The organism is Flavobacterium limi, from assembly GCF_010645075.1.
Classification (GTDB): domain Bacteria; phylum Bacteroidota; class Bacteroidia; order Flavobacteriales; family Flavobacteriaceae; genus Flavobacterium; species Flavobacterium limi.
The window spans coordinates 44,259-61,759 of the sequence record NZ_JAADZV010000007.1 but is presented as its reverse complement, the minus strand read 5'-3'; the positions used below and the strand labels follow the sequence as shown (position 1 = coordinate 61,759).

At 34.5% G+C, this 17,501-nt stretch carries 17 protein-coding genes; 9 read left to right on the top strand and 8 right to left on the bottom strand.

The genetic code is table 11. The annotated features are described in order from the left end of the window. Positions 1-28: 28 nt before the first annotated feature. The 4 genes from GXM16_RS14950 to GXM16_RS14935 all read right to left on the bottom strand — a co-directional run bounded on the left by GXM16_RS14950 (position 29) and on the right by GXM16_RS14935 (position 5,755). Positions 29-3,460, bottom strand: a complete 3,432-nt coding sequence (locus GXM16_RS14950; protein WP_163395296.1) for a hypothetical protein — start codon at positions 3,458-3,460, stop codon at positions 29-31. A gap of 100 nt (positions 3,461-3,560) precedes the next feature. Beyond that, the gene (locus GXM16_RS14945; RefSeq protein WP_163395295.1) at positions 3,561-3,785 is read right to left on the bottom strand and encodes a DUF5808 domain-containing protein; all 225 of its coding nucleotides are present in this window, start codon (positions 3,783-3,785) and stop codon (positions 3,561-3,563) included. Positions 3,786-3,934: 149 nt separating this feature from the next. Further along, positions 3,935-5,197 carry an aspartate kinase gene (locus tag GXM16_RS14940; RefSeq protein WP_163395294.1) on the bottom strand — a complete coding sequence of 421 codons (1,263 nt, stop codon included), beginning with the start codon at positions 5,195-5,197 and terminating at the stop codon, positions 3,935-3,937. An 81-nt stretch (positions 5,198-5,278) separates the two neighbouring features. Continuing rightward, positions 5,279-5,755: a GNAT family N-acetyltransferase gene (locus GXM16_RS14935; protein ID WP_163395293.1), complete on the bottom strand. Its 477-nt coding sequence runs from the start codon at positions 5,753-5,755 to the stop codon at positions 5,279-5,281. Positions 5,756-5,927: 172 nt separating this feature from the next. Here GXM16_RS14935 and fbp point away from each other — a divergent pair, with 172 nt between their 5' ends. Then, on the top strand, positions 5,928-6,935 hold the full coding sequence (gene fbp, locus GXM16_RS14930) for a class 1 fructose-bisphosphatase (RefSeq protein ID WP_163395292.1): 1,008 nt from the start codon (positions 5,928-5,930) through the stop codon (positions 6,933-6,935). 106 nt (positions 6,936-7,041) lie between these two features. Here the strand turns inward: fbp and GXM16_RS14925 are convergent, their stop codons facing one another. Continuing rightward, complete coding sequence (locus GXM16_RS14925) at positions 7,042-7,473, bottom strand: TerB family tellurite resistance protein (RefSeq protein ID WP_163395291.1); 432 nt, start codon at positions 7,471-7,473, stop codon at positions 7,042-7,044. 171 nt (positions 7,474-7,644) lie between these two features. Between GXM16_RS14925 and GXM16_RS14920 the strand changes: the two genes are divergently transcribed. The 5 genes from GXM16_RS14920 to GXM16_RS14900 are packed head-to-tail and all read left to right on the top strand — an operon-like array spanning position 7,645 to position 10,964. Then, entirely contained in the window at positions 7,645-8,238 is a 594-nt protein-coding gene (locus GXM16_RS14920; RefSeq protein ID WP_163395290.1) for a HupE/UreJ family protein, read from the top strand. Positions 8,239-8,242: 4 nt separating this feature from the next. After that, on the top strand, positions 8,243-8,674 hold the full coding sequence (locus GXM16_RS14915) for a deoxycytidylate deaminase (RefSeq protein WP_163395289.1): 432 nt from the start codon (positions 8,243-8,245) through the stop codon (positions 8,672-8,674). Further along, positions 8,674-10,251 carry a S41 family peptidase gene (locus tag GXM16_RS14910; RefSeq protein ID WP_163395288.1) on the top strand — a complete coding sequence of 526 codons (1,578 nt, stop codon included), beginning with the start codon at positions 8,674-8,676 and terminating at the stop codon, positions 10,249-10,251. The genes GXM16_RS14915 and GXM16_RS14910 overlap by 1 nt, the downstream gene beginning before the upstream one ends. Before the next feature lie 18 nt (positions 10,252-10,269). Continuing rightward, positions 10,270-10,635 carry a nuclear transport factor 2 family protein gene (locus GXM16_RS14905; RefSeq protein ID WP_163395287.1) on the top strand — a complete coding sequence of 122 codons (366 nt, stop codon included), beginning with the start codon at positions 10,270-10,272 and terminating at the stop codon, positions 10,633-10,635. A 17-nt stretch (positions 10,636-10,652) separates the two neighbouring features. After that, positions 10,653-10,964, top strand: coding sequence for a hypothetical protein (locus GXM16_RS14900; protein ID WP_163395286.1), 312 nt, complete (start codon positions 10,653-10,655; stop codon positions 10,962-10,964). 114 nt (positions 10,965-11,078) lie between these two features. Here GXM16_RS14900 and GXM16_RS14895 read toward each other — a convergent pair whose 3' ends face one another. From GXM16_RS14895 to GXM16_RS14885, 3 genes are all read right to left on the bottom strand, one after another. Next, positions 11,079-11,684, bottom strand: a complete 606-nt coding sequence (locus tag GXM16_RS14895; RefSeq protein WP_163395285.1) for an FAD-dependent oxidoreductase — start codon at positions 11,682-11,684, stop codon at positions 11,079-11,081. A 1-nt stretch (position 11,685) separates the two neighbouring features. Next, on the bottom strand, positions 11,686-11,886 hold the full coding sequence (locus GXM16_RS14890; RefSeq protein ID WP_163395284.1) for a hypothetical protein: 201 nt from the start codon (positions 11,884-11,886) through the stop codon (positions 11,686-11,688). A gap of 86 nt (positions 11,887-11,972) precedes the next feature. Next, entirely contained in the window at positions 11,973-12,551 is a 579-nt protein-coding gene (locus tag GXM16_RS14885) for a MarC family protein (RefSeq protein ID WP_163395283.1), read from the bottom strand. A gap of 319 nt (positions 12,552-12,870) precedes the next feature. Here GXM16_RS14885 and GXM16_RS14880 point away from each other — a divergent pair, with 319 nt between their 5' ends. The 3 genes from GXM16_RS14880 to GXM16_RS14870 all read left to right on the top strand — a co-directional run bounded on the left by GXM16_RS14880 (position 12,871) and on the right by GXM16_RS14870 (position 17,431). Continuing rightward, on the top strand, positions 12,871-13,440 hold the full coding sequence (locus GXM16_RS14880; RefSeq protein WP_163395282.1) for a DUF3109 family protein: 570 nt from the start codon (positions 12,871-12,873) through the stop codon (positions 13,438-13,440). 334 nt (positions 13,441-13,774) lie between these two features. After that, a complete protein-coding gene (locus GXM16_RS14875; protein ID WP_163395281.1) occupies positions 13,775-14,752 on the top strand; it encodes a ribonucleotide-diphosphate reductase subunit beta in 978 nt (325 codons plus the stop codon). 288 nt (positions 14,753-15,040) lie between these two features. Continuing rightward, a complete protein-coding gene (locus tag GXM16_RS14870; protein ID WP_163395280.1) occupies positions 15,041-17,431 on the top strand; it encodes a ribonucleoside-diphosphate reductase subunit alpha in 2,391 nt (796 codons plus the stop codon). The last annotated feature ends 70 nt before the right edge of the window (positions 17,432-17,501 follow it).

Sequence of the window (17,501 nt, the reverse complement as noted above, 5' to 3'; positions counted from 1 at the left end):
CAATTTATGATTACGATTTTATAAGGTGCTAAAAATAAGCTCTTAACTGAATATTACCGGTATGTACAGTAACCCCTGTTTCGCTTTTACGTCCCTGATAATTTAAGTTTACATCCAAAAATTGGGTTATGTTTTTCTGCAAAAGCAGTTTCCAGACTAAATTTTCTCCCGCCTGTAGTCCTTCCAGCATCTGAAATCCTACTGATGAAAATTCATCACCAACAAATTTGTTTTCATAAAAAGAAAACTCCCCGTTTATAGTCACTTTTTTATCTCCGGCATAGGAAAACGAAGTTCCTAACCGATTTTGGGTTAGGGTTTCAAAATTTCCAATCTGATTTTCCTTCTTTTGTAATTCATAAAAGAAATCCAGGCTTGTATTTTTCGAAAATAAATAACTGATTTTAGGGGCAATCTGGTAACCGGTTAAATCGTAGTTTTTTGCTTCAAAATCTTTTGAAGTTAAGGAAGTCTGAATTGTTTTGGTAAACAAATTCAGCAGCCAGCTTTTTTGGTGCAAATGTGTGTATTGCAATTGATGCGAATTGTTTTTAACTGATTGAGATCCAATTGAAAGCAGATTTTTTCCATCGTTAATCAAAAATGAATAGGTTACAGAATGTTTTTGTTTCCCGCGGTTGTAAAACAAGCTGTTTCTGAAACTTGAGTTCAGCCCAAGTATATTTTCTTGCGAAGAGTAAAACGGATTCAGTTCAAAATTGCCACCATCACTTATTACTTTTCGATCTAGTATAAAGGAGGTTTGGTTGTAGAAATAAGACAGTATTTTTTTGTAGCCTTTTTTATTTTGCCATTGTAAAGGATTTATCGTCAGCGATTGTGAAAATTTATTCTGATTGGTTTTGATATAAATTCGATTGGGTAAAAAAATACGGATGAATTTCGCCTGATCCGGAAAAGGTGCTACTTCAAACTCTTCCAGTTCCTGAACATTATTACCGTTATAATCGTTCCACACATAAACGCCCTGACCGGCAGGAACTTCTAAATAAGTGTATTCTTGTTGTGCTATAGTTCCTGAGCTCGTTTCATAAACAGTTCCGATTTGAAGAAACTGATTGAAAAAACGATCATTGTATAGAACTCTCGAATTTAACGATGGTTCACTTTCACGGTCAGAAGCTGTGAAATCTAAATTTCGATAACTGGCATAAACGGCCAAATCTGTTTTTTTGTTCTGAATCAGCTTAGATTTTAAAAAATAGGTTTGCGAATTGCTTACATGCTGTAATAATCCGTTTTGTAAACTGTCATTTTTTCTGCGCAAATAACCCAGTTCTACAAAAACCTTAGTGCTGTCGCCTCGTCCCACGAAAACGCCATATTCTGAAAATCGCTGGCTAATTGCCGAAAATTGATTGGTAGCTTTGTCTTTTTCCTGGTTATCTTCTATCTGAAAATTACCACCAACCCAGTTTTTTCCAAAATGATACTTGGTTCTGGCGAAGTTTCTAATGAATTTTGAAGTCGAAGTTGTTGCATCACTGTTCAGAAAACTACCCTGATTTTCGATAGTCCAGTTTTTTAATTTGAAGAAAGCAGTTGCTGTGTGTCTGCTTCCTGAATAACTTTCACTAAAATCTAATTTTTCAAATTGATAGTTGACTAAGCCAATATTAGAAGTTTTTTTCTTCGAAAACAAATCAAAATTTAAACCCGCGACCAACAAACTCTGATTGCCTAAAAGTGTCGTGTTTAAATTCCAGTCACGGTTAAATTCAATATTATATAAACGTTCAACCGATTTGAAATTTTCATCTACAAATTGATAATTGGCAAAAACATCTAATGTCCATTCTTTCGTAAAAAGACGTTTTTTGGTGTTTAGTTTTAAGGCGATTCCGTTGTTGTTACTATCATCAATATCCGAAAATAAATTCTGGTCGTTATTACTGATTCCAATTTCAAAATCAACCAGTGTTTTTTCGTTCGGATTATACTTTCCTAAAAAAGTCGCTGCCTGAAGTTTCATAGGAGCTGCCAATTGCACAACAGGTTCGTAATTTCCCTGAGGAATTCCGTTTGCGGGGGCAATATATTCATAAACTCGTTCAACAGAATTTGCATTCTTGATTACATAATTTCCGGAGTTGGCACCTACAAGACTGAATTTTACATTGTACAAAACATCATCCGGGTTAGTTGAATTCTCGTAAACTTCAATGCCATTTATAATTATTTTTTTATATAAAATTTTCTTGTCGGAATAAGTGTCTTCATAAGCTGAGGGAGCTTTCATCAAATTTGTATCATCTCCAGCCTCACTTAAAATATGAACTTGTTCCGGAGAAAGATTTTGCTGTAAAGGCTGGTTTTTTAAATCATTTTCAGAATATAAATAACCTGCAAAACTCCATTTCTTGTTTTCGTGAGAGGCACCAGCATACGTCACTATTCGGTTATAGCTTCTTTCTGAATACTGGTATTCAATGTTAATTCGCATCTCAGAAGTAATCGTAAAAAGCGATGTAAAGACAATTTCGCCGGCATTATAATCAATTACATAATCGTTATTTTCACCTCTTTTTAATAAAATACCATTTACATACACACGTTCAGATCCTGAAATGACCAAAACATACAATTCGCCATTTTGTCCTTTTAACTTATATGGTCCCTGGTTTCCTTCCTGTCCGATAAAAGTACTTTTTGCATATTGTCCTTTTGCGAAAGCTACAGATGCAAAAACATTGGTTTTATTATCCTCTTCTCCAAAATCAAAACTGGCAGACAATCCCTGAACTTTTTTATTGAAACTTAAAAATTGCGTCTTCCTGTTTTCTAAAAATACATCTCCGGCGCGAATGTTCCAGTCATCGCTGAATAATTCCATAAAAATATTATCAAACTGATCCAGTTTTTGCGAATAACCGCCTTCCTGCAGCGGAATATTATTGTCCTGCAGCGAAGCCCGTAGACTTACCTTGTCTGATAATTTTCCAGTAATCTGAAGGTCTAAATTGGAATTTAAAACCGTATTTTGATTATTTCCTATAGTAACACCACGAGTGATGCTTCCAGATGTGTTTAGCCCATCAAACGGAGTGGCTTTTTTAGTATTAGAATTGTCTATTTTGTATAATTTATCAGAGCCTGCATCATTACTTACCACCTGGCTTGATTTGTAAAGGCTGTATTCTTTGGTTAAAAAATCAGGGTATTTTAAATAATTGACAATTAAGGTGTCTGATTCTGAAGTGAATTTTTCATTTAGAAGAAGCTTTCCTTTTTGAAAATCGATTTTATAAAATGCTGAATCAATGGGTTCATTTTTAGAATTTAAAAGCTCAAAAAATCCGGAGTTGATACTCACATTTTCCAGGTGAATGGTATCTCTTGTAACAATTACTTTTTTGGTTTTATAAAGCAAATTTGCGTCCTGAGCATGAAGCCCGGAATAACAAATAAAAGCTATTAAAAACAGTAATTTTTTCAGCATAAATACTTTAACTCTAAAAAGCCAAAAGTAGTATTTATAATTGGGAAATGTTGTGTGTGATGTTTTAGTTTCGACAGCTAAAAAGTATAATTTATGAGGATTAATGAGCAGACAGTACGAACATTAATATCACTGAAATTAGTATTAATATTACTAGTGCTGAATTAGGATTTGCAAAGTTTATCGTCCATCCAAATTCTTTGATTTTTTTTGGCAGATATAATCTCGGGTCTTCCGTATTATAATAGAACATGCCCCAAACCCAATTGTCAGGATCATTATGCCATCTGTTTTTGGTTTCTTCTGAAGGTTCGTTATAATGCATTAATTCAATATTAGGAGTTAATGTTTTGATTTAGAGTAAATTTAGTTTTTTTTGAATAAATAAAGTTACTGGAAATAAAAAAAAGGTTTCACCGTTTTTAGTGAAACCTTTCTAATATAATCTGAATTGAATAATTACCTGTTTAGAAACTATTGTTTTAATTCTTTAGTAACAATCTGCATTGTCTCACGGCTTACTTGTCTAAGTAAAACTTCCTTGTTTTCTACAACAGTTTCTGCAGCCTGCTCGTTAAAGTGACGAATCGTATACAATGTTACATTTTCGTTATAATCAACTTTGAATTTTTTAGAAAGTATCGCATTGAGTTCGTTGAAGTTTCCAAATTTATCTTCTACACAAACAGAGAAACTAATCGCTGAGTTCTGAATTAAGTTTACTTTCAGTTTAAACTGATGGAATAATCCGAAAATTTCGCTGATATTTTCTTCCATGATAAAGGAGAAATCAATAGAAGAAAGCGAAATCAAAAGCTGCTCTCTTTTTACAATAAAACAAGGCAGATAAGGCTCTAAATCGACTCCTTTAGAAACACAGGTTCCTTTTAATAACGGATTAACAAATGATTTTACGTATAACGGAATCTCTTTTTTCTGTAATGGCTGTAAAGTTTTCGGGTGGATAACGGTTGCCCCGTAAAAAGCAAGTTCAATGGCTTCACGATATGAAATCTGGTTTAATAAACTCGCGTTTTCAAAATAACGCGGGTCGGCATTCATAACTCCCGGAACGTCCTTCCAGATCGTTACGCTTTCCGCATTTAAGCAATAAGCAAAAATTCCGGCAGTATAATCAGAACCTTCACGACCTAAAGTAGTAGTGAAATTGTTTTCATCAGCGCCTAAAAATCCCTGTGTAATGTTTAATATTTTACGAGGCACATTTTTGCTGATGTTTTGCTCTGTTGTTTCCCAGTCAACTTCAGCATCCCTGTAATTAGCATTGGTTTTAATGAAGTTACGAACATCCAGCCATTGTGTCTGGATACCCATGAAGTTCATAAAATAACTTAGGATGTTAGTAGAAATCAATTCACCAAAACTCACAATCTGATCGTAAACGAAATTGTAGTTAGGGGATTTATTATGTGCAAGAAAGTATTCCAATTCTGAGAATTGCTCATTAACAGCAGCAAAAACCGCATGTTTTTCGTCTTCAAATAAATCTAATAATATTTGATTGTGATATTTTTTTATCTCTTGTACAGAAGAATTAAGTTCTTCCGATTTATCAAAATAGTTTTTAATAACAACCTCTAATGCATTTGTGGTTTTCCCCATAGCCGAAACGACTAATATTACATCCTCATAACCCACTTTTTGTAAAACGTCGTACACGTTTTTAATTCCTGCTGCATCTTTTACCGATGCACCACCAAATTTAAATACTCTCATCTTAATTTGTATATGCTGTTTTTTTAAAGTTTAATATTGTGACAGGGACACTCCTTAATTATCCTGTCACTTTTTGTTTGATTAATTTATTTTTTCTAAGTACGAATTAATACCTGCTTCATCCATTTGTACCACTCGCCATTCCTCGATAACTTTTGCGCCTGAGTTTTCGTAGAAATTTACCGCAGGTGTATTCCAGTTGAGAACATTCCATTCGATTCTTCGAACATTATCTTTTTTTCCTTGTTTCATTATTTCAGAGTAAAGAGCAGATCCTAAACCGGTACCGCGCATTTTTTCTTTTACAATTAAATCTTCAAGATGTATTGTTTTTCCTTTCCAGGTAGAATATCGGTAATAATATAAAGCGATGCCAACAATTTCCTTTTCAACTTCGGCAACAAAAACATGAAATAATGGATTTTCTCCAAAACCGTCACGTATCAAATCTTCATCAGTTATTAAAACGGCGCCAGGCTCTTTTTCGAATATTGCTAGCTCCTGAATCAGTCCTAAAACCGATTTCATGTCTTCAGGTTTTCCTTTTCTAATATTCATAATTCATATTTTTAACCTGTTATTCGCTAATTAAGTATTTTTTTGAATGAAACTTTTTGCGTTTCATTAGCAAATATACAATAGTAGCAAACTAACGAAATAATTTTTGAATCATTCTCACAAAAAAAGCGATATTTGTGACTTATAACTAAAAACTACAACGATATAGCAAATGGAAGAACGCAATAAAACACTGGGAGAGTTTATTATTGAGAACCAAAAAGCATTTCAGTACTCATCAGGGGAGCTATCCCGGATTATCAACTCTATACGTTTGGCGGCCAAGGTCGTGAACTATAAAGTAAACAAAGCTGGATTAGTGGATATAATTGGCGCAGTAGGCGAGCAGAATATTCAGGGAGAAGAACAGCAAAAATTAGATGTCTATGCCAACGAAGTATTTATCCAGACGTTAATAAACCGTGAGATTGTCTGTGGTATCGCTTCTGAAGAAAACGACGAATATATTACTGTCAAGGGGAGCGACAACAGTAATAATAATAAGTACGTGATCTTAATGGACCCTCTTGACGGATCTTCAAACATTGAAGTGAATGTTTCTTTGGGTACTATTTTTTCTGTTTTCAGAAGAGTAACACCAATCGGGACTCCGGTTACAAGCGAGGATTTTTTACAGCCGGGTATTAATCAGGTTGCCGCAGGTTATGTAATTTACGGAACTTCAACAATGTTGGTCTATACAACAGGTCATGGTGTAAACGGATTTACTCTGAATCCTGCAATTGGTACATTTTACCTGTCACATCCAAATATGCAGTTTCCGAAAGACGGAAACATTTATTCGGTAAATGAAGGGAATTATGTTCACTTTCCGCAAGGGGTTAAAAATTATATTAAGTATTGTCAGCGTGAAGAGGAGGACAGACCTTACACCTCAAGATACATTGGAAGTTTAGTTTCTGATTTTCATCGAAATATGATTAAAGGAGGGATTTATCTCTATCCAACAAGCTCGAAAGCACCAAAAGGAAAACTACGCCTAATGTACGAATGCAATCCAATGGCATTCATTGCAGAACAGGCTGGCGGAAAGGCATCAGACGGTTTTGGAAGGATAATGGAAATTCAGCCAACAGAACTGCATCAACGAGTTCCGTTTTTCTGCGGAAGCATTAATATGGTAGAAAAGGCAGAGGAGTTTATGGCAGAACCTAATTAAGATTTTCTGAATTCTTTTGAATAAATCATAAAAGAAAACCCGACAAGTTTTAAATTGTCGGGTTTTATAATTTAATTTCAGGTATAATATAAACTGAAAACAGATATTATTTATTCATATGCTGCATTTCATAAATAAACGTGTCTCCATCGACTTTTTTGTCTACTAATGACAATGCTTTTGCAATGATATAATTTACATTGCTTGGAGTAAAACCTAAAGCAATACTTATCTTTTTTAATAAAACTTCTTGTTTGTCCTCAAGATGATGATCAACATGAACCATTCTTGTCAAATCATATAAACGCTCTAAACGCTGAACATATGAATAAGGTGGGTTGATAGGATATTTCAATGGGTCTTCAAGGATTTCTTCGTACTCGGACTCTGTTATTTCTAAACGGGAAGCAAGTTTGTCCAAAAAGCTTTTTTCTTCAGGATATACAACTCCGTCTGCTAATGCTACACGAACAATAGCTGAAAAGTGGCCTTTGTTTCTTTGTTTGAATTCGCTATCAAATAATTCTGAAAATGACATAATTAAAAGTGTTTTTATTGAACAAAGATAAATTTTATTTTAAATTATTAATTTTAAAGTTCTCATAAAATTTAACTTATTTTTATCCGTTGTTTTAATAAAGGGCTGTATTTAATTTTTCAAAATAAATCGTAAGTTTACAGCCCCAAATCAATTAATATAAGTAGCCTCATGTCAGAATTTTGGATTTATTTTCAGATAGGTTTAAAGCATGTTTTAGACATTCATGCTTATGATCATGTATTGTTTTTAATCGCTTTAACAACACCATATGCCTTTAAGGACTGGAAACGGATTTTGTTGCTCGTTACAGTTTTTACAGTTGGTCATACATTAGCCCTTTTACTTTCTGTTTTTGGAATTATAGCTGTAAAAGCAAGTCTGGTAGAATTTTTAATTCCGGTCACCATTTTAATAACGGCATTTTTTAATCTCTTTACAGCCGGAAAAGCATCCAAAAATGAAAGTGTCAATCTGGTATTCTTTCTGACATTGTTTTTTGGGATAATTCACGGACTAGGATTTTCAAATTATTTTAAAACCATTTTAGGAGGCACGGCTTCTTCAAAATTAGTACCTTTATTGGAATTTGCACTCGGAATCGAAGCAGCGCAATTGATAGTAGTTTTTGTGGTTTTGGTAATATCATATATAGTGCAGACTGTATTTCGTTTTTCAAAACGCGATTGGGCGCTTGTTATGTCGGCTTTTGTTATAGGAGTTGTGATTCCGATGATTGTAGAAAGCCCTATTTGGAACAGATAAATTAATGGAGATAAAAAAATTAAACAAATACGATAAAGCTTATTTGCGAATAGCCAGGGAATGGGGCTCGCTGTCGTATTGTAAACGTAAACAGGTAGGTGCTATAATTGTAAAAGACAGAATGATTATTTCTGACGGATACAATGGAACACCAACCGGATTTGAAAATTGCTGTGAAGATGAAAACGGATTAACACGTTGGGATGTTTTGCATGCTGAGGCAAATGCGATTTTGAAAGTAGCGAGATCAACACAATCCTGTGAAGGTGCGACTTTATACATTACGCTTTCGCCATGTAAGGAATGCAGTAAGCTCATACATCAGTCAGGCATAAAAAGAGTAGTGTACCAAAATGGATATCGTGATGATTCCGGAATCCAGTTTTTATTAAAAGCGGGTGTTGAGGTAGAACATATTCCTGTTTTAGAAGAATAATGAAATTCAATTCAAAATATTTGCCAATCGTTATCGGAGCAGCTTTTGCTCTTGGAACTGTTCTCGGAGGTCTTATGAATGCTCCGGCAGAGGATACCTTTTTGGCTAAAAATTATTCAAAAACGAAACTGAATAAACTGATTGATTTTATCAATAATGAGTATGTCGATAGTGTTAATACCGATTCGATTGTAAATTTGACGGTAGATAATATTTTGTCCAAATTAGATCCGCATTCTGTTTATATTCCGCCAAGTGAACAGGCAGAAGTTGCTGAAAGTATGAAAGGTGACTTTGTAGGCGTGGGAATTAATTTTTACATGTATAAAGATTCTGTTGCGATTATAAAACCTGTTGAAAACGGCCCTTCGGCGAAAGCAGGAATTAAATCAGGTGACCGAATTTTATATGCAGGAAAAACAAAATTATATGGAAGAAAACTGCCTTCTGATAGCTTGTTCTCTAAATTAAAAGGAATAAAAGGATCTGAAATAGAATTGACGATTTTTAGAAAATCAGAGCAAAAGAAACTTAAGTTCAAAATCAAAAGAGATGTTATTCCGCTAAAAAGTGTAGATGCATCTTTGTTGCTTGATAATAAAACAGGTTATATTAAGATAAATCGTTTTGCAGAAACAACTTATGATGAATTCAAAGTTGGCTTGACAAGGTTAAAACAAAAAGGAATTCAGTCTTTGGTTATTGATCTTCGTGATAATGGCGGTGGTTATATGGAAGAAGCTGTGAGTATTGCCGATGAGTTTTTAAAAGACAAACAGCTGATTGTTTTTACTAAAAACAAAAACGGCAGTACTGAAAAAACATATGCTACAAAAAGCGGAAGTTTTGAAACGGGAAAAGTAACCGTTTTGATTAATGAAAACAGTGCCTCGGCAAGTGAAATCTTAGCTGGTGCTATTCAGGATAATGACCGCGGAACTATTGTTGGACGCCGTTCTTTTGGAAAAGGTCTCGTACAGCGCGAAATGGATTTCAACGACGGATCTGCTGTTCGATTGACGGTCGCAAGATATTATACGCCTACCGGAAGATCAATTCAAAAACCATATACCAAAGGAAACGAAGAGTATTATAAAGAATCGGAAGCAAGAATAAAATCAGGCGAATTATATGCAAAAGACAGTATAAAAGTGGCTGACTCCCTGAAATTTAAAACGGCAAAAGGGAAAATAGTATACGGAGGCGGCGGAATCGTGCCTGATGTTTTTGTGCCAATGGAAGCTGAACATGGTAATGAAAATGTAGCTTATTTGCTGCAAACAGGAGTGGTAGGGCATTTTGTCTTTGAAGAATTAGATAAAAACAGAAATGCTTTTACAGGACTTCATTTTAACGAATTCTTAGCTAAAATGAAAAAATCAGACACTTATTTTAAGAAATTCAAAAACTACATTTTTATGACTGGTCTTGATCTTAAATTAGATAAAACCAAAGATCTGGTCAATCGTTATATCAGCGCAGAATTTGCCCGACAATTATATGGCGAATTGTATTATTACGATGTGATTTTAAAAGAAGATGCGATGATTAAAAAAGTTCTGAATCAAAGGAAATAATCTTTTAATTTTTTTATAATGAAAACAGAAACTGTCGTTAATGCTGAAATTGAACTTCTGACTGCAATTAAAAACGCTGATGTTTCGGTTTTAGAAAAGCTGCTGCATGATGATTTGCTCTTCAATTTACCTGACGGGAATACGATTACGAAAGAATTTGATTTAAATTCATATCGTTCAGGTAAAATGAAAGTTGATTCACTTGAAGCTTCAGATCAGATCATAAATATAATTGATGATACTGCTGTGGTGGCTCTAACTGTTTCTTTAAAAGGGGCATTTGATAATAATCCGATAAGTGGTGCTTTTCGTTATATCAGGGTCTGGAAACAATTCGATGAAAGTTTAAAAGTAATAGCGGGAAGCTGTGTTGTTCTACAATAAAATAATAAAAACAAAACATGAAAAATCTAATAAAAACAATCTTCCTATTCGTCTTAATGATTTTTGCAATTTCATGCGCAACGATGAAAGAAAATAATACCGTTTCAGGGAAAGTAGATTTAATAGAGACTGGAAAAGATGGTTATACAGCTAAAATTACTACTGATGCAAAAGAGGTTTATTTTGCAACAATCAGCATCGTAAATGTTGGCGGACTCGAAAATTACAAACAGTTGAAAATTGGTGACGAAGTTTCGGTAAAAGGCGAAATCTGGAAAACTGAAGATGAAAAACATATCAAGGTTACTGAAATCGTTTCTGTTAAGTAAGGAGCAAAAATTATAAAAAAGAACCATATAAGTGATATAAGTACATTTAATCTATGCGCAAAAAGCATATATGTACTTATATCACTTATATGGTTTTAATAATTTTATAAGATTTTATCGAATACTATCATGCGCATGAGTCTGCACACCATTATTCCACAACGTAAGAATATCTGTAGCAACAGCGGCTCCGCTTCCGGCAGCAATGGCTAATTGGCTTCTCCAGCCTGCTAAAGTTCCAATAACATAAATCCCATTGGTTACTTTATGGTCTTCGTTTTTAAGCTGGATACGCTGTTTTTCTGGTAAAGCTTTTTTATGCGGTTCAACATATTGCATCAAACCTTCAATGTCAAAAGTATTGGCAGAACCAATCCCAATAATGATATTTTTTGTTTTGTATGAGTTTTTGTTAGTGGTAACTGTGAACTCTGGATAAGCGCCCTCAATTTTAATTACTTTTTCATTTGCAATCTGAGTAATGTGAGGATAAGTCATGGCTAGGTCCTGAGTACTTTCTGTCAGTAATTCAGATCCTAATTTACCTGGTGTTATTCCGTAAGCATTGTAGAAAACGGCTTCCTGCAGGGAAGAACTTTTCTGGTGTGTAAAAATCCCGATTTTTTTATCGGTTACAAAAGCTTTGTTTTTAGCAGAGCCTAAAACCAGTGCGCATGAAATGCCTGAAACGCCTCCGCCAACAATTAAAACGTCAAACATATTATCTTCCGTTTGTTTTTTCTTCTATTTTTTTTGAAATTCTAAAAATCAAAAGAATTAAAACGGCACAGAATGAAGCAGCGACTCCAATAAGAGCTACAGCACTGTCTCCTTCAAATGGATTTTGAAAGTCAAGCTGTGTAATATTAAAGACGATTAAAGCTAATGCCAAAACCACTAAGATGGAAGTAAAGATTTTCATAAGATATTTGTTTGTCTAAAATAATAAAGCAAAGCTTTTTGAGCTGTATTTTAGAATTTTATGGAGCAAATTTAAAAAAATATCCTTTAGACGAACAAACCTTTAACATTAGCTGCAAATAATTTAACAGCTATTGCTAAGAGAATTACTCCAAATGTCTTGCGGACTACGCCAAGCCCATTTTCTCCTAACAAAGTTTCAATTTTTTTGGATGATTTTAAAACAATATAAACTAAGATGATATTCAATAAAATTGCAATAATAATATTAATGGTATGAAATTGAGATCGTAACGAAAGCAAGGTGGTCATGGTTCCTGCTCCTGCAATTAAAGGAAAAGCCAATGGAACAATTGAAGCCGACCCAGGTTCTTCATCACGATAAATACGAATCCCTAAGATCATTTCCAGAGCCAGAAAGAATAATACAAACGAACCGGCAACGGCAAATGAGTGTACATCAATACCTATAAGATTAAGTAAGCCTTCACCAACAAAAAGAAAAACGATCATAATTGTGCCTGCAACCAGTGAAGCTTTTTCAGATTCGATATGTCCAACTTTTGCTCTTAAGTTTACAATAATAGGTATAGAACCCACGATATCAATAACTGCAAATAACACCATACTTACGGTAACGATTTCTTTTAAACTGATTTCTAACATATTACTTTGATTTTAAGGGATTAAAAACTGTTGCAAAAGTATATAATAAAGTTAGGTGTTTTTTCTAAGCAACACATTTTTGTTATAAAAACTCATTAAATATGTTTTAATTGTTGTTTTTATAACATATATTGTTTTTCCCGCAGAGTTTCGCAAAGATTTTTCGCAAAGATTCGCAAAGTTTAAATTGTAAAAAGGTAAGGAATTAAATAATTTTTTGTGAATATCTGTGAAACTCCCTGGGAATCTCAATGGTACATTTTTTATGTCTATTCTTTGACTATCTTTGCACTTTATAAATTTCAGTATTTTTATTATCATGTTTCAATTAGGGAAAACTATTATTTCAGAGGATATTCTTGAAAAAGAATTTGTGTGCAACTTGTCAGCTTGTAAAGGAGCCTGCTGTGTTGACGGAGATGCCGGTGCACCTTTGAGTGAAGCAGAAACCAAAATCCTGGAAGATATATATCCTAAAGTAAAACCCTTTTTGCGTAAAGAAGGTATTGCAGCTATCGAAGCGCAGGGAACCTGGGTAAAAGGAACCGACGGCGATCTTGAAACACCTTTAATCGACAATAAAGATTGTGCGTATGTTATTTTTGACGGTAAAACCGCGCTTTGCGGAATTGAACAAGCCTACAATCAGGGAATCGTTGACTGGAAAAAACCTGTTTCCTGTCATTTGTACCCAATTCGTGTGAAAGATTTTACGGAGTTCGCAGCTGTGAATTATGACAAATGGGATATTTGCGACGATGCCTGTTCTTTGGGTAAAGAATTAGAAGTTCCGGTTTATAAATTTGTCAAAGAAGCACTTATTCGCCGTTTTGGTGAAGACTGGTATATCGAACTTGAAAAGGTCGCAGAAGAGTACAAAAAAGTGTAAAATCCATACCATTATTTAGGGTTTTATTTTGATGTTTTTTAGCTCAAAAAATAAAATTTTTAACTCAAAAAAAAGTTTTTAAAACAATCTTAAATTCCTTGCTTGTTATTCTAAAAAGTCTATATTTTACAGGGGTTTAGGGTGTGAGCTCTAATGTTAAGTATTTCATTTACAGTAAATTGAATATTGTCTGAAAAAAGTTTCATTTTTTAACTTTGTTAAAAACTACATCGAATTGTGAATAAGTTTGACTTTCATTTTTGGCGATAAATGACAATCTTTGTAATCGTTCTGAATAAGGGGAAATTCATTATAAAAATTAAACGAAAATACAATGTCACAAGTTGAACCAATTTTACAAGAAAATAAGAATCGCTTTGTTATTTTTCCAATTAAACATCATGATATTTGGGAATGGTATAAGAAAATGGAAGCTAGCTTCTGGACTGCCGAAGAAATCGATTTGCATCAGGACTTGACAGATTGGAACAATAAACTAAGTGACGACGAAAGATATTTTATCAAACACATTTTAGCATTCTTTGCTGCTTCTGACGGAATCGTAAATGAAAATCTTGCTGAGAACTTTGTAAACGAAGTGCAATATGCGGAAGCTAAGTTTTTCTACGGATTTCAGATTATGATGGAAAATATTCATAGTGAAACCTATTCTTTATTAATCGATACTTACGTTAAAGATGAAACCGAAAAAGCAGAATTGTTCAATGCTTTGGAAGTTTTTCCGGCAATCGCAAAAAAAGGCGAATGGGCTTTAAAATGGATCGAATCTGATTCGTTTGCTGAAAGGCTGATTGCTTTTGCTGCAGTTGAAGGTATTTTCTTTTCAGGTGCTTTCTGTTCTATTTATTGGTTGAAAAAACGTGGTTTGATGCCAGGTTTGACTTTTTCTAACGAATTAATTTCACGTGACGAAGGCGTACATTGTGACTTTGCAGTACACTTGCACAACCACCACCTGATCAATAAAGTGCCAAAAGAAAGAATTAAGGAAATCATCGTTGATGCTTTGGATATCGAAAGAGAATTTGTAACAGAATCTCTTCCGGTGAGTTTGATTGGAATGAATGCTGCTTTAATGACACAATATTTAGAATTTGTTGCTGACAGATTATTAGTTGAGTTAGGCTGCGAACGTGTTTATGGATCAGCGAATCCGTTTGATTTCATGGACATGATTTCTCTTCAGGGAAAAACTAATTTCTTTGAAAAACGTGTTGCAGAGTATCAAAAATCAGGTGTGATGAACACAGATAGTGATGCTCAGAAAATATCGTTTGACGCAGATTTTTAGAAACATAAAAAAACTGCATTTTTAGTGTCCGCCACGAACACTAAAACACAATAAAATCAAGAAACGAAAGTTTCTATACTAAACAAAATTTTCAGATTGGATCTCATTCCCAAATCGAAGATCCGGTTGCATTTTTACGGTTTTTTTCGTCTAATTTTAGATTGAGGAACGGATAACTATGGGGATTTTACAATTCTCAAAAAAATAATTTAAAAACACGCAATGTTAGTGTCGGAATTCATTTTCCGGTGCCTTTCATTTTTTCAATAACTATAAAAAAGTAAGCTTATGTATGTAGTAAAAAGAGATGGCCATAAAGAGCCTGTAATGTTTGATAAGATTACAGAAAGAATCAAAAAATTGTGTTACGGGCTTAATGAGCTTGTAGATCCTGTTAAGGTAGCCATGAGGGTTATCGAAGGATTGTATGACGGAGTTTCTACATCTGAATTAGATAATCTTGCGGCAGAAACAGCGGCATCTATGACTATTGCACACCCTGATTATGCACAATTGGCAGCTCGTGTGGCAATTTCAAACCTGCATTCAAATACTAAAAAATCGTTCTCAGAAACGATGAAAGATATGTATCACTACGTAAATCCAAGAAATGGTCAGGAAGCACCATTGCTTTCGGATGAGGTATTCAAAGTGATTCAGGAAAATTCAGCTTTCTTAGATTCACACATTATTTATACAAGAGATTTTAATTACGATTACTTCGGATTTAAAACTTTAGAACGTTCTTATTTGCTTAAAATAAACGGAAAAATTGTGGAACGTCCACAACATATGTTAATGCGTGTTGCTGTGGGTATTCACTTAGACGATTTGAAATCGGTAATTGAAACCTACGATTTAATGTCTAAGAAATATTTCACACACGCGACACCAACGTTGTTCAATGCCGGAACGCCAAAACCTCAGATGTCTTCTTGTTTCCTTTTAGCAATGCAGGATGACAGTATTGACGGTATTTACGATACCTTAAAACAAACGGCTAAAATTTCACAGTCAGCGGGAGGAATTGGTCTTTCTATTCATAACGTTCGTGCTACAGGGTCTTACATCCGCGGTACAAACGGAACTTCAAACGGAATCGTTCCGATGTTGAGAGTATTCAACGATACAGCCCGTTATGTAGATCAGGGCGGAGGAAAACGTAAAGGAAGTTTTGCGATTTACATCGAAACATGGCATGCTGATATCTTCGAATTTTTGGATTTAAAGAAAAATACCGGAAAAGAAGAAATGCGTGCAAGAGATTTGTTCTTCGCGATGTGGACATCCGATTTATTCATGAAACGTGTTCAGGAAGATGGTCCCTGGACGTTAATGTGTCCTAACGAATGCCCTGGATTATATGATGTTTACGGAGAAGAATTTGAGAAATTATACCTCGATTATGAATTTAGAGGAAAAGGAAGAAAAACAATCCGTGCACGTGAATTATGGGAGAAAATCCTTGAATCTCAAATAGAGACTGGAACACCATATATGTTGTACAAAGACGCGGCAAACCGTAAGTCAAACCACAAGAATTTAGGAACCATCCGTTCTTCTAATTTGTGTACAGAGATTATGGAGTTTACATCGAAAGATGAAATTGCAGTTTGTAACCTGGCTTCAATCTCATTACCAATGTTTATTGAAAACGGAAAATTTGATCACGAAGCACTTTACAATGTTACAAAACGTGTAACACGCAACCTGAACAAAGTAATCGACAGAAACTATTATCCGGTAAAAGAAGCTGAAAATTCTAATTTCCGTCACCGCCCGGTAGGATTGGGTGTACAAGGTCTGGCGGATGCTTTTATCATGTTGCGTATGCCGTTTACAAGCGATGAAGCTAAAAAACTGAATCAGGAAATTTTCGAAACGTTATACTTTGCAGCCGTAACCGCTTCTATGGAAATGGCAAAAGAAGAAGGTCCATATTCAACTTTCGAAGGTTCGCCAATGTCTCAGGGAGAATTCCAGCACAATATGTGGGGAATGAAAGATGAGGAATTATCAGGCCGTTGGGACTGGGCTTCTTTAAGAAAAGAAGTTATGGAACACGGTGTTCGTAACTCATTATTGGTTGCGCCAATGCCAACTGCTTCTACTTCTCAGATTCTTGGAAACAACGAAGCTTTCGAACCGTATACATCAAATATTTACACACGTCGTGTATTGTCCGGAGAATTCATCGTAGTAAACAAACATTTGCTTCATGACTTGGTTGAAAGAGGCTTATGGAATGAATCATTGAAACAGGAAATCATGCGTCATAACGGGTCTGTTCAAAATATTGATGTGATTCCTCAAGATCTGAAAGAATTGTACAAAACAGTTTGGGAAATGTCAATGAAAGATATTATCGATATGTCCCGCCAGAGAGGATACTTTATCGATCAGTCTCAGTCACTAAACTTGTTCATGCAGGATGCCAACTATTCTAAACTAACGTCAATGCACTTCTACGCATGGCAGTCAGGTTTGAAAACCGGAATGTATTACCTGAGAACAAAAGCAGCAGTTGATGCGATTAAATTCACATTAAACAACGATAAAAAACAAGAGTCGCCAAGCTTAGTTGCAGAAACAGAAGAAATCGATATTGAGGATTATAAAGCGATGCTTTTAAAAGCACAAGCAGCAGGTCCTGAGGATTGTGAGATGTGTGGGTCTTAATTTTAGAGTTTAGATCTAAGATTTTAGATTTTTAAAATATATTTATATGAAAGCAGTTATTGTAATGATA

Excerpts from the sequence above, each read along its gene's own strand:
- GXM16_RS14950 (WP_163395296.1), bottom strand. The coding sequence starts at position 3,460 with ATGCTGAAAAAATTACTGTTTTTAATAGCTTTTATTTGTTATTCCGGG.
- GXM16_RS14945 (WP_163395295.1), bottom strand. The coding sequence starts at position 3,785 with ATGCATTATAACGAACCTTCAGAAGAAACCAAAAACAGATGGCATAAT.
- GXM16_RS14940 (WP_163395294.1), bottom strand. The coding sequence starts at position 5,197 with ATGAGAGTATTTAAATTTGGTGGTGCATCGGTAAAAGATGCAGCAGGA.
- GXM16_RS14935 (WP_163395293.1), bottom strand. The coding sequence starts at position 5,755 with ATGAATATTAGAAAAGGAAAACCTGAAGACATGAAATCGGTTTTAGGA.
- fbp (WP_163395292.1), top strand. The coding sequence starts at position 5,928 with ATGGAAGAACGCAATAAAACACTGGGAGAGTTTATTATTGAGAACCAA.
- GXM16_RS14925 (WP_163395291.1), bottom strand. The coding sequence starts at position 7,473 with ATGTCATTTTCAGAATTATTTGATAGCGAATTCAAACAAAGAAACAAA.
- GXM16_RS14920 (WP_163395290.1), top strand. The coding sequence starts at position 7,645 with ATGTCAGAATTTTGGATTTATTTTCAGATAGGTTTAAAGCATGTTTTA.
- GXM16_RS14915 (WP_163395289.1), top strand. The coding sequence starts at position 8,243 with ATGGAGATAAAAAAATTAAACAAATACGATAAAGCTTATTTGCGAATA.
- GXM16_RS14910 (WP_163395288.1), top strand. The coding sequence starts at position 8,674 with ATGAAATTCAATTCAAAATATTTGCCAATCGTTATCGGAGCAGCTTTT.
- GXM16_RS14905 (WP_163395287.1), top strand. The coding sequence starts at position 10,270 with ATGAAAACAGAAACTGTCGTTAATGCTGAAATTGAACTTCTGACTGCA.
- GXM16_RS14900 (WP_163395286.1), top strand. The coding sequence starts at position 10,653 with ATGAAAAATCTAATAAAAACAATCTTCCTATTCGTCTTAATGATTTTT.
- GXM16_RS14895 (WP_163395285.1), bottom strand. The coding sequence starts at position 11,684 with ATGTTTGACGTTTTAATTGTTGGCGGAGGCGTTTCAGGCATTTCATGC.
- GXM16_RS14890 (WP_163395284.1), bottom strand. The coding sequence starts at position 11,886 with ATGAAAATCTTTACTTCCATCTTAGTGGTTTTGGCATTAGCTTTAATC.
- GXM16_RS14885 (WP_163395283.1), bottom strand. The coding sequence starts at position 12,551 with ATGTTAGAAATCAGTTTAAAAGAAATCGTTACCGTAAGTATGGTGTTA.
- GXM16_RS14880 (WP_163395282.1), top strand. The coding sequence starts at position 12,871 with ATGTTTCAATTAGGGAAAACTATTATTTCAGAGGATATTCTTGAAAAA.
- GXM16_RS14875 (WP_163395281.1), top strand. The coding sequence starts at position 13,775 with ATGTCACAAGTTGAACCAATTTTACAAGAAAATAAGAATCGCTTTGTT.
- GXM16_RS14870 (WP_163395280.1), top strand. The coding sequence starts at position 15,041 with ATGTATGTAGTAAAAAGAGATGGCCATAAAGAGCCTGTAATGTTTGAT.